At 64.2% G+C, this 10,700-nt stretch carries 15 protein-coding genes; 5 read left to right on the top strand and 10 right to left on the bottom strand.

Annotation, left to right across the window (positions count from 1 at the left end; translation table 11 throughout):
* A partial coding sequence (locus ACYPXD_RS04735; RefSeq protein ID WP_459708050.1) for an MHYT domain-containing protein occupies positions 1–501 on the bottom strand: 501 nt, incomplete at its 3' end.
* Between the two features lie 256 nt (positions 502–757).
* Between ACYPXD_RS04735 and ACYPXD_RS04730 the strand changes: the two genes are divergently transcribed.
* Complete coding sequence (locus ACYPXD_RS04730; RefSeq protein WP_459708048.1) at positions 758–1,354, top strand: nitrogen fixation protein NifQ; 597 nt, start codon at positions 758–760, stop codon at positions 1,352–1,354.
* A gap of 82 nt (positions 1,355–1,436) precedes the next feature.
* Positions 1,437–1,859 carry a hypothetical protein gene (locus tag ACYPXD_RS04725; RefSeq protein ID WP_459708046.1) on the top strand — a complete coding sequence of 141 codons (423 nt, stop codon included), beginning with the start codon at positions 1,437–1,439 and terminating at the stop codon, positions 1,857–1,859.
* A gap of 84 nt (positions 1,860–1,943) precedes the next feature.
* Here the strand turns inward: ACYPXD_RS04725 and ACYPXD_RS04720 are convergent, their stop codons facing one another.
* The 3 genes from ACYPXD_RS04720 to ACYPXD_RS04710 form a co-directional block, all read right to left on the bottom strand.
* Positions 1,944–3,092: an FUSC family protein gene (locus ACYPXD_RS04720; RefSeq protein ID WP_459708044.1), complete on the bottom strand. Its 1,149-nt coding sequence runs from the start codon at positions 3,090–3,092 to the stop codon at positions 1,944–1,946.
* A gap of 27 nt (positions 3,093–3,119) precedes the next feature.
* Complete coding sequence (locus tag ACYPXD_RS04715; RefSeq protein WP_459708042.1) at positions 3,120–3,731, bottom strand: LysE family translocator; 612 nt, start codon at positions 3,729–3,731, stop codon at positions 3,120–3,122.
* Positions 3,732–3,932: 201 nt separating this feature from the next.
* Positions 3,933–4,577 carry a VTT domain-containing protein gene (locus ACYPXD_RS04710; RefSeq protein WP_459708040.1) on the bottom strand — a complete coding sequence of 215 codons (645 nt, stop codon included), beginning with the start codon at positions 4,575–4,577 and terminating at the stop codon, positions 3,933–3,935.
* 139 nt (positions 4,578–4,716) lie between these two features.
* Here ACYPXD_RS04710 and ACYPXD_RS04705 point away from each other — a divergent pair, with 139 nt between their 5' ends.
* Positions 4,717–5,760 (top strand): YVTN family beta-propeller repeat protein, encoded by a 1,044-nt coding sequence (locus tag ACYPXD_RS04705; RefSeq protein WP_459708038.1) that lies wholly within the window; start codon positions 4,717–4,719, stop codon positions 5,758–5,760.
* A gap of 97 nt (positions 5,761–5,857) precedes the next feature.
* Here ACYPXD_RS04705 and ACYPXD_RS04700 read toward each other — a convergent pair whose 3' ends face one another.
* The 4 genes from ACYPXD_RS04700 to ACYPXD_RS04685 form a co-directional block, all read right to left on the bottom strand.
* Complete coding sequence (locus ACYPXD_RS04700; RefSeq protein ID WP_459708036.1) at positions 5,858–6,916, bottom strand: alkene reductase; 1,059 nt, start codon at positions 6,914–6,916, stop codon at positions 5,858–5,860.
* Between the two features lie 80 nt (positions 6,917–6,996).
* A complete protein-coding gene (locus tag ACYPXD_RS04695) occupies positions 6,997–7,299 on the bottom strand; it encodes an ArsR/SmtB family transcription factor (protein WP_459708034.1) in 303 nt (100 codons plus the stop codon).
* Between the two features lie 309 nt (positions 7,300–7,608).
* Positions 7,609–7,842, bottom strand: a complete 234-nt coding sequence (locus ACYPXD_RS04690) for a hypothetical protein (protein ID WP_459708031.1) — start codon at positions 7,840–7,842, stop codon at positions 7,609–7,611.
* Positions 7,843–7,968: 126 nt separating this feature from the next.
* Positions 7,969–8,436, bottom strand: a complete 468-nt coding sequence (locus ACYPXD_RS04685) for an Lrp/AsnC family transcriptional regulator (RefSeq protein ID WP_459708027.1) — start codon at positions 8,434–8,436, stop codon at positions 7,969–7,971.
* A 147-nt stretch (positions 8,437–8,583) separates the two neighbouring features.
* Between ACYPXD_RS04685 and ACYPXD_RS04680 the strand changes: the two genes are divergently transcribed.
* Positions 8,584–9,213, top strand: a complete 630-nt coding sequence (locus ACYPXD_RS04680) for a LysE family translocator (RefSeq protein ID WP_459708024.1) — start codon at positions 8,584–8,586, stop codon at positions 9,211–9,213.
* Between the two features lie 25 nt (positions 9,214–9,238).
* On the opposite strand, the gene ACYPXD_RS04675 is transcribed toward ACYPXD_RS04680, so the two are convergent.
* Positions 9,239–9,412: a DUF1289 domain-containing protein gene (locus tag ACYPXD_RS04675; protein WP_459708021.1), complete on the bottom strand. Its 174-nt coding sequence runs from the start codon at positions 9,410–9,412 to the stop codon at positions 9,239–9,241.
* A 229-nt stretch (positions 9,413–9,641) separates the two neighbouring features.
* On the opposite strand from ACYPXD_RS04675, the gene ACYPXD_RS04670 reads away from it, so the two are divergent.
* Positions 9,642–9,962 carry a YnfA family protein gene (locus ACYPXD_RS04670; RefSeq protein ID WP_459708018.1) on the top strand — a complete coding sequence of 107 codons (321 nt, stop codon included), beginning with the start codon at positions 9,642–9,644 and terminating at the stop codon, positions 9,960–9,962.
* A 101-nt stretch (positions 9,963–10,063) separates the two neighbouring features.
* On the opposite strand, the gene ACYPXD_RS04665 is transcribed toward ACYPXD_RS04670, so the two are convergent.
* A complete protein-coding gene (locus ACYPXD_RS04665; RefSeq protein WP_459708016.1) occupies positions 10,064–10,579 on the bottom strand; it encodes a DUF1993 domain-containing protein in 516 nt (171 codons plus the stop codon).
* Positions 10,580–10,700: the final 121 nt, after the last annotated feature.

Here is a 10,700-nt window from a genome sequence, read left to right as displayed (position 1 = left end):
CTGTGGATCGCGCAGCGTGTGCGCGATCCACAGCGCGGCGATCGACGCCGCGACGGCAATCGCAAGCGAGGCGGCGAACAGCTCGCGGTGATAGCGGATGCCCGGTTCCATGCGCAGCGCGGCCATGCCCGTGTAATGCATGCCGGCGATGCCGATGCCCATCAGCACGCCGCCCGCCATGAGCCGCCGGCGCGACAGCGTGCGCCGCGTGACGGCCGCGAGTGCGAAGTAGGACACCACGAAGGCGATCGCGAGCGAGGCGCCGGTGATCGGCAGATCGTAGCCGAGCGGGATCGGCAGCGAAAACGCGAGCATGCCGATGAAGTGCATCGACCAGATGCCGATGCCCATCGCGGCCGCGCCGCCCGCGAGCCAGGCGCGGCGCTGGCGCGGCACCGCCTGCAGCGTGATACGGTCCGCGAGGTCCAGTGCCGTGTAGGACGCGAGTGTCGCGACAACGATCGACAACGCGACGAGTGCAAGGTTATACGAGCTCGGCATGGCAGTGTCTGCGGTAGATGACTCCTTTACTGGTTATCGACGCTGGCTTGCAATTATTTAATGCGCATGGCGCGCTGCGCACCCGTGTTTGCGAATCGGCGCATCGGCCGGCGCATTTTTGCCACAGGAGTCGCTGAGCCTGCGTTTTCGGCGTATTGTGCTGACGAGTCGAGGCGCGGTATACGCGGAGCCGTCATCGGCGACGCCGGTTGCCGGACCCTGAAAAAACTGCGGGGAAATGCGAGGTGTGGCGACAATGACCTTGCCAAACGATGACGCGCCTTCGCCGCGCGACGCGTGCGTACAAAGCCTGCTCGATCACGCGGTCAATCGCGCGCGAGCCGATACGCTCATGTTCGCACGGCTGATCGGCGCGAAGCTCGCAAGCGGCGAGATGCGAGAGGTCGGGGTGCCGCGCGACACGCTCGGTGCGCTGACCGCGCGCCATTTTCCCAACGCCGTGCAGACTGGCGCCATGCCGCTCGAAGCCTTCCCCGAACATCCCGACGCGACGCAGCATCAGCCATTCGTCGAAGACCTGCGCAAGTTGCTGCTGCGCCATGAACGGCCGCCGGTCGCGAGCGCGATCGACGCATGGTGCCTCGCGACGATCATCTCGACCGCGTGCCTGCGCGGCGATCACCTGTGGCGCGATCTCGGTCTCGATGGCCGCGACGATGTCACCGACATCATGACGCGCCACTATCCGAAGCTTGTTGCGCGCAACGTCGACAATCTGCGCTGGAAGCGTTTTCTCGCGGAGCAGGTCGCGCTCGAAAAAGGCCGCACGCCGGGGCCCGCGCCTGGATGCCCCGGCTGCGAAGACTTCGGCTTCTGCTTTCCTGAAACGTGATTAAACGGGGCGGCAACGCACGCGCGATTCCGGTATAAAGACCGCTGCTGCAACCCCCCATCCACGTTTCCAGGAGAAGTCGATGTACCCAGTTCGAAAGCTGATCGCGACGCTCGGTCTGCTGGCTGCGGTTGCAAGCGCGGCGCCCGCGTTCGCGCAAACCGCGCCGGGCGGCGCGCCCGCTGCGACGCCGGCCGGCGACGGCACCTTCCTGCTGACCGTTTTCCTCAAGCACGACCAGTCGAAGACGCTGCCCGAGATCAACAAGGCGCTCGCGAAGCAGGGGTTCTACAAGGCGTTTCCGCCGCCGGGCATCGAAGTCGTGTCGTGGTACGTGATGATGGGCGTCGGTCAGGTCGTGACGCTGCGTGTGCCGGCAAACCGGCTGCGCGAGGTGAACCGGGTGCTCGAGGAAACCGCGTGGGGCGGATACCGGACCGAGTTCTATCCCACTTACGACTACAAGGCCGCCGCGGAAGAGGCACGCAAGAACGAAGGGAAGTAGGAGATATCGAGTGCGGATGCGCGGCGCGCGTCGAGGCCAGGCGGGCCCACCGCCGCCGCCGCGCCGCGTGCACAGCGTTCGCTGCTACGGGCTCGCCTCGTCCGCGGACGGCAGAAACGGCAGGTTCGCCGTCGCGAACATCACGGCGGCGAGCGTGACGATGCCGATCAGAATGCCTTCTAGCCGCATCAGCGCCGGCAGCGGGTCCGCCGACCACTGATGGTCCTGCACGAATACCATGATGAACGCGATGGTGAACTGCCGGCCGACGTAGCTCGCGCCCGCGCTGCCGCTCTGCACGTGGCAGCCGACCCACACGCCGCACGACAGCGCGATGAGGCACGGAATTTCCTTGCCGTTCATGAGCGGCAGCAGCGCAATGCCGAGCGCGCCGGCAAGCAGACATCCGGTCACGCGCTGCACCATCTTTTGCACGACCGGTTTCTGATCGCGGCTCGTGAGCGACGCGGCGGGCAGCACCATGACGGCGACCGTGGTCACGAGCGCCTGTGCGAAGCCCGGCAGGTTCAACGTGTAGGTGAGCGCGGCGATGATCGCGATGGACAGCCCCGATTGCAGACCGAGCAGCATCCGCGCGGCACGAAGATCGCGCAAAGGCGGCGCGGCGGCAGCGGCGGGCGAGGGCGGCGCGTCGCCGTGCTGTCTGCGCCGATGCCACTCGATCACGACGTGGAAGAGTACCGCTACGACCACGCACGACAGCGTGCCGACGAGCACCTCCGCGACGCGCAGCACCGCGAACGACGCGGTCTTCTCCATCGAGCCGAGGATGTGCGCCTCGTACGTGACCAGCAGGGACGTGATGCCGCCGAGCACCCACGCATAGGAAGCGACCGCGCCGTTGCCGGAGTAAACGCAAAAGCCGCCGATCGCGCCGATCATCGGAATGAAGAGCCACGGCCGGTCGCCGATCAACGGGCCGACGACGGTGCCCACGAGCGCGCCCAGCAATGTACCGAGTATCCGGTACGTGGAACGCTCGATGCTGCCCTTGAAGCTCGTCTGCATGACCGCGAAGCCGCTGATCGCGGCCCACCAGGTGTTCTCCAGGTGCAGCGCATGCGCGACCGCAACGGCGAGCACGACCGACAGCACAGTTTGAGCGCCGAACAGCGCGCGCTCCGTCGATGGCTTCCATGCGGCGAGTTCGCGCCCGAGCGAAACGATTGCCGAGCGCGAGAGTTCTGCGTAGGTGTTGATGAGCGGATTCATCGGCGCAGGGGGGCGGGTGTGCGTCGCTTAGCGCGCGGCGATGGCCGCGGCGGCGCCCGCCATCATCGTCGCGCTCGCGCGGTTCGCGATGCGCACGGCGCGCCGGCTCGTCAGCAGCTTACGGGCGCGCGCGGCGACGAGCGCCCAGCCGAGATCGACCGCGCTCAATACGACGAGCATGGTCAGCGTCAGCTCGAGCCAGGCGAGTGCGCGGACCTGCGACAGATCGACGAGCGTGGGCAGCAGCGCGAGATAGAAGATCATGATTTTCGGATTGCCGAGCGTGACCGCGAGGCCCGCGCCGAACATGCGCCACGGCGATCGATGCGCGGGCAACGGGTTTGCGCGCACCTCGGTCGGCGCGCGCCACATTTTCCAGGCGAGGTAGAGCAGGTACGCGACGCCGGCGATTTTCAGCGCGGCGAACACGGCCGCGAAGGTGTGCGCGAGTGCGACGAGACCGGCGACCGCACCACCGAGCCACAGCGCTTCGCCTAGCCACATCGCGGCGAGAAACGGCAGCACGTCGCGCAACCCGTTGGTCATCACGCGGGCGATCAGCGCGGCGATGCTCGGCCCCGGCGAACCGGCGGCGACCACGAGCGCCAGGGCAAAGACAAGCAGACCAGACAAAGCCATCGGGAAGTCTCCGGTTGATCGTTCTTTATGACCGTCAGTGTGCGTTGGACTGCATCGGATTGCGGTACGCGTTTGCGGGATTGGGCTCCTGCTCGTGCTCGTGCTCTTGCTTGCGCGCGTGTTCGCGGCGGTAAGTCAGTTTATGGGGCGGTTCATTATAGCGGTGCACTGTCTGGGCGGATGCGCGCGGTGGTCCGCCTTTTATCCGCGTCGGTACGCGCTTACACGACGCCACAGTGCGCCCACCAGCAGCGACCCGACGCCAAGCCCGATGCCGAGCAGCACGATCGAACTCATATGGTCGCGCACGAGCGGCACATTGCCGAACAGATAGCCGCCCGCGACGAGCGACACGATCCACAATGCCGCGCCGGCAACCACGAACGACGCGAAACGCGCAAACGTCATCCGCGCGACGCCGGCGACGAACGGTGCGAATGTGCGCACCACCGCGATGAAGGGCGACAACAGGAACGTGTAGCCGCCGCGTGCCTCGTAGAACGCATGCGCACTGCGCAGCGCGTTGCGGTCGAGCCATCGATAGCCGGCGCTGTAGACCTTTTCGCCGAGCATGCGCCCAAGCAGATAGCAGACGATGCTGCCCGCCACCGTCGCCGCGAACAGCACCGGCACGACGAGCCGCAGATCGAGCGCGCCGGTCGCGGCAAACGCACCGCAAATGAAAATCAGCGGATCGCCTGGCAGGAAGAACAGCGGCAGAAAGCCGATCTCGACAAACACGATCGCGAACAGCATCGCGTACACGGCAGTGCCGTATTGCGCGATCAGCGACGGCAGGTGCTGGTCGAAGTGAAGCGCGATTTGCAGAAGATGCAGGGGATCCATCGGCGTGTCTCTGAATGAAAGCTGGCGCAAGGCCTCGTCAGGCAAAGGACATCAGTGTAACGGGGCTTGGCAGCGGGGTTGGCGCTCGCGCATAGTGACGTGTTTGCCCCCGCGCGTTTAACTTTTTACCCCCCTCCAATTGAAGATATTCGTCACACGCATCGCTGTGCTCGGCATGGCGGTGTTCGCCGGCGCCGCCTATGCGATACAGCATCCGCAACCCGCATCGCAAGCGAACCCGCAAGCGAACCCGCAAGCGGGTCCCGATAGAGTCATCGTGCTCGACTCGGGCGAAGCGCAACTGTCGCTGATCGATGAAGCGACACGTCAGGTGCTCGCCACCGAGAACACCGGAAAAGAGCCGCATCATCTGATGATTACGCCCGATCAGAAGTCGCTGATCGTCGCGAACTCGGTGTCGAACAGCCTGATGTTCGTCGATCCCGCGAACGCCGCCGTGCAACGCGTGCTGCAGGATATCGAAGACCCGTATCAGCTCGGCTTTTCGCCCGATCATCGCTGGTTCGTCACCGCCGCGCTGAGGCTCGATCGCGTCGACATCTACCGCTTCGACGGCCGGAACCTGACGCTCGCGAAGCGCATCGCGCTCGCGAAGACGCCGAGCCATATGACGTTCTCATCGGACGCGCGCACCGTCTATGTGACGTTGCAGGACTCGGGCGAACTCGCGGCGATCGATCTGGCCACGCAGTCGGTCGACTGGAAGATTCCGGTCGGACGCGATCCCGCGGGGTTGTGGATGACGCCCGGCGATCGCGCTCTGCTCGTCGGCATGACCGGCGAAGACGATGTCGTGGTGGTGGACCCGCATGCGCATGCGGTCACGAAGCGGATTCATACGGGGCGGGGCGCGCACAACTTCCGCAATCTCGACGACGGCCATCACGTTGCGGTGACCAATCGCGTGGCCAACACGATCAGCATTCTCGACTACACGACGCTGCAGAACGTCGGCGAAATCGACAACCTGATGCCAGGGCCCGACGATATGGAACTGTCGGCGGACCGGCGCTTTCTGTGGGTGACGTTCCGCTTCTCGCGGCACGTCGGCGTGATCGATCTGCCCGCGCATAAGCTCGTTTCGACGATTGCCGTCGGGCGCTCGCCGCACGGCATCTATTTTCAGAATCGCGCGCCCGTATATCCGCCTAATCCGGATTGATGAAGACAAAAAGGCACGCCCGGAACGAGTCCGGGCGTGCCTTGTTTTGTGCCGCGCGCTGGCCGCGCGGTTGTTTCCGCTACTGCTGCTCCTGCCTTTACGCTGCTTCGAGCGGCGGATAGTCCGTGTAACCCTTCGGGCCTTCCGCATAGAACGTCGAGGCATCCGGCTCGTTCAGCGGCGCGTTCAGTTCGAAGCGGCGCGGCAGATCCGGGTTCGCGATGAACAGCTTGCCCCATGCGATCGCGTCGGCTTCACCGGCGTCGAGCACCTGTTGCGCGGTTTCCTTCGTGAACTTTTCGTTGGCGATATACGGGCCGCCGAAAGCGTCTTTCAGTTTCGGTCCGATGCGGTCGTCGCCGAGCGCTTCGCGTGCCGCGATAAACGCGATCTTGCGCTTGCCGAGCTCGCGCGCCACATAGCCGAAGGTCGCGACCGGGTTCGAGTCGCCCATCGTATGGGAGTCGCCGCGCGGCGCGAGGTGCATGCCGACACGGTCGGCGCCCCAGACGTCGATGCATGCGTCGACCACTTCGAGCATCAGCCGCGCGCGGTTCTCGATCGGGCCGCCGTACGCGTCGGTGCGCTTGTTCGTGCTGTCCTGCAGGAACTGGTCGAGCAGATAGCCGTTCGCGCCGTGCACCTGCACGCCGTCGAAGCCGGCCTTCTTCGCGTTTTCCGCGCCTTTGCGATAGGCGGCCACGATGCCCGGAATCTCGGAGAGGTCGAGCGCGCGCGGCGTCACGAACGGGCGCTGCGGACGCAGCAGGCTCACATGGCCTTGCGCCGCGATCGCGCTCGGCGCGACCGGCAGATCACCGTTCAGGAAGTGCGGGTCCGACACGCGGCCCACGTGCCACAACTGCAGGAAAATCAGGCCGCCGGCCTTGTGCACGGCGTCGGTCACGAGCTTCCAGCCTTCGGTCTGCTCGTCGGACCAGATGCCCGGCGTGTCCGCGTAACCGACGCCTTGCGGCGTGACGGAAGTCGCTTCGGACAGGATCAGCCCGGCGGATGCGCGCTCAGCGTAGTACTGCGCCATCAGCGCGTTCGGCACGCGGATATCGCCGGCGCGTTGCCGCGTGAGCGGCGCCATGATGATGCGGTTCCGGAGCGTGAGGTCGCCAATCTTGAGCGGATCGAAAAGAGTCGGCATGAGGGGTTCACCTTTGTCTTGTGGGCGCAAGCCCGTGGCTATGGGTAGAGCGCTGTCGTTGCGCATGCGTGCGTCTGAAATCAGAGGCCGGTGTTCATCTGCTCGACGAACGCCTTGATGACTTCCTCGTTGCGCTTGAAGAAGATCCATTGGCCGACCCGCTTCGACGTGATGAGCCCCGCGCGCTGGAGGGCGGCGAGGTGTGCGGAAACCGTCGACTGCGAGAGGCCGCAGCATTCGTCGATTTTTCCCGCGCACACACCGTACTCGTGCGGCATCTCCTGGTTGGGGAAGTGCCGTTCGGGGTCGCGCAGCTTCGCGAGAATCTCGCGGCGCACGGGGTTCGCGAGCGCTTTGTGGATCGCGTCGATATCGATCGTCATCGGGACTGCTTCAGGTTCATCGAGCTAACCGTCGGAGCCAACGGGCTCCCGTTATTGAGGAGAGCCGGTTGTCAGTGCAACGCAATTGCATCGTCAGGTGCCGAATCTTATATCGGAATTTGACGATACGTTTGAAAGCCATTCTGGGGTAGGGGTTGGACTTGATTCCGCCGGGAATGGCTCCAGAAGCTTCGTTGAGGACGTTTGGAATGCAACTAACTGTCTGTCGCACCTTGCGCCTTCGCGGCGCGCGGACTCGCCGCGCGCGCATCCGTCTACGACTGGCAGGGAAGCCCGCAGCCTATCGGCTCAACGGTTGCCGTCAAGCAATTCGCCAAGCATTTCGTCGAAGGCGGCTTGCGCGTCTTCGAGTTCTTGCAGCGCGGCATCGAAAGTCTGCAACGCGATCTGCGACGGACGGCCGCTGCCGGCCGGCGGGAATTGCGACTGCAAGGCCGCGAAAGCCGTTTGCACCTGCTGTGTGGCGGCGACCACGCGCTCCATGGCGCGCGTTTCTTCGGCTCGTGCCTGTTCGGGGTTCATGATGGGTGGGTGCTCCTGATGCGCTATGGTTTGATGGGCTGCGGCCAGATGTCGGGGGCGCGGCGCGGAGTTCACTATGCCAGCCGTGTTGCGTCCGATCAAAGTTCTGCCTCGTGCCGGCGCGGATCACAACAGCGGCAACGCGCCGGGCGACTTCACCTCTCGCAGCGACAGCGCGGATTCGATCGATGTCACGCCCGGCAGCGTGCGCACCTGGTCGCGCATGAATGTGCCGTAGTCGTCGAGATCGCGCGCGACCACCTGCATCACATAGTCGGCGGTTCCCGACACGTTGTGGCACGACAGGATGCGCGGTATGGCCTGGACCTCGCGCTCGAAGCGGTTCGCGAGCGTGTTGTCATGCACCGCAAAGCGCACATAGACGAACGCAAAAACGCCGAGACCCAACGCCCGGCGCGACAACACCGCGCGATAGCGCTCGATGAAGCCGTCGTTTTCGAGGCGCTTGAGACGGCGCGCGCATGGCGTTTCGCTCAAGCCGATGGTTTCGGCGAGCTTCGCGTTCGACATGCGGCCATCGGTCTGCAGCGCGGCGAGCAACGCGCGGTCCATTTTGTCGAGGTTGTCGTTCATGATGATGGAATCAGCCAAGGAATAGGAGTATTTTAGGGTAAAGCTCCAGTGTTGGAGTAATGATCGTTGAAAAACGCCAGTATTCCCTCGCGCACCGCGTGCAACATGAAGGCCATCGATACCGCAACTTCAAGATGGAAGGCCGACATGATTTCCGCTCATCTGCTCGTTCTGTTTATCGCGGCGCTCGCCGTCGTCTGTGCGCTGCCGGGACCGGACATGGCGCTCGTGCTGCAAACGACGATCGCGCGCGGCACACGCCACGGCTTCGGTGTTGCATGTGGCCTGGCGACCGCTCGCGCGCTGCATGTCACGCTGTCCGCGTGCGGCGTCGCCGCGCTGTTGCGCAATGCGCCGTGGCTTTATGAGGGGGTGCGTTACGGCGGCGCCGTTTATCTGGCTTGGGTGGCCGTACAGGTTTTTCGCTCGCCGGTGTTTGCGCTGCCTGACGGGGACGGGCGCCTGATGGCGCGTCAAAGCCTGCGGACGGCCTACGTAAAGGGCCTTTTCACTAATCTGCTGAACCCGAAAGCGCTGCTGTTCTGTTCGGTGCTGCTTCCACAGTTCGTGCGCCCGGAAGCCGGGCCGATCTGGTCACAGGTGATTGAGCTGGGCGTGGTGCTGGTCGTCGTGTGCGCGACCTTCGACGCTGTCTATACGATCGGCGCCGCGCGCATCTCGACATGGGTGCGCGCGCATCCGCTCGCGCAAACGGTGCAGCGCTGGACGTTCTCGGCTGCGCTGATCGGCTTCGCGCTGCGCCTGTCGCTCGACTGAGCGTGCACGACTGCTTCGAGCGTGCTTACTTTTTTAGCATCGCCATACGCTTCGATTTTTCTTCGATGATCTTATGGCGATGCTTGTCCTTCATCTTCTTCCAGGTCTTGCATTCGTCGCGTGTGCGCAGGCAACCGACGCAATAGCCGGTCTTGCCGTCGAACTTGCAGATGTCGATGCACGGTGATTTGACGCTCATGGACGGGTGCGAAAAAGGGCGGTAGAAAACCGTTCACGGAAAACGGACTGCGCAGACTGTCGCATGGCATCGCTGCGCGCGGCAAAGTGATTGTCTTAATAAAGACGATAGACTGCCGGGGCAGCGCGCTTGCTACGCCATGCGTTGCGGCTTGCGGTGTCGTCATTTGCGCACCAATGCCGCGGTGTCAACCCTGATCGCGGTGCGGTTTTTCAATCCCCTTTTTTCTATGAAGACCCTGCTGCTCTATATCGTGACCGCGCTCGCGGAAATTCTCGGCTGCTACTTGCCCTGGCGTTGGCTCAAGGACGGCGGCTCCGCATGGCTGCTCGTACCCGGCGCGCTGAGTCTCGCGCTGTTCGCCTGGCTGCTGACGTTTCACGGTGCGGCAGCGGGCCGCGTCTATGCGGCCTATGGTGGCGTGTATGTCGCGGTTGCGATTCTCTGGCTCTGGGCGGTCGAGCAGATGCGGCCGACTATCTGGGATTTTGCCGGCGCCGCGTTGACGCTGGCCGGCATGAGTGTGATCGCGTTCCAGCCGCGCGGTTGACGTGTGGGTTGATTGGGTTCGCAGAGGGGCGAGGCACGGCGCGCACTCGGCTCGCTCGCGCGGCGCCTCGCCACGACCGCCGCGCGCGGCCGGATCAACGCTCAGCTATTCGGCTTGCCGAGATAGTCCATCTTGCCCAGTTCGACGCCGTTGTGACGCAGGATGTTGTAAGCCGTCGTCACATGGAAGTAGAAGTTGGGCAGCACGAACCCGAACAGAAAATTGATGCCCGTAAATTCGACCGGGCCACTGCGCATTTTCAGCGAGATCGGCCGCGCTTCGCTGCCGTCGATCTGCTCGGGCTTGAACTCCTTCAGATACGCGATCGTTTTCTCGATACGGGCGGCGAGTTCGTCGAACGATACTTCGACGTCGTCGTACTTCGGCGGCTCGACGCCGGCGAGACGCGCCGCGCAGCCTTTTGCGCCATCGGTTGCGATATGCACCTGGCGTGCGAGCGGCAGCATGTCCGGAAAGAGACGCGAGCCCGGCAGCACCGACGGGTCGAGCTGCTTTTCAGCCGCATGCGCCTGGCCCTTGCCAAGAATGGCCAGCAGATTGTTGAGGCCGCGAATCAGCACAGGCACTGATGCCTGATACATCGAAATGGTGGTCATAAGACTTCTCCGTGGATTTCTCTGGCGTGCAACACCGATGCTTCATCCATTGCGTATGCGGCGATGGCGGCGCGCTTCGGCGGTGCATCGCGGCAGCATCATAACCCTTGTGACGCAGTGC

Source organism: Paraburkholderia sp. 2C, assembly GCF_054589215.1.
The sequence above is the reverse complement of the archived record's forward strand: the minus strand, read 5'-3'. Positions and strand labels throughout refer to the sequence as shown.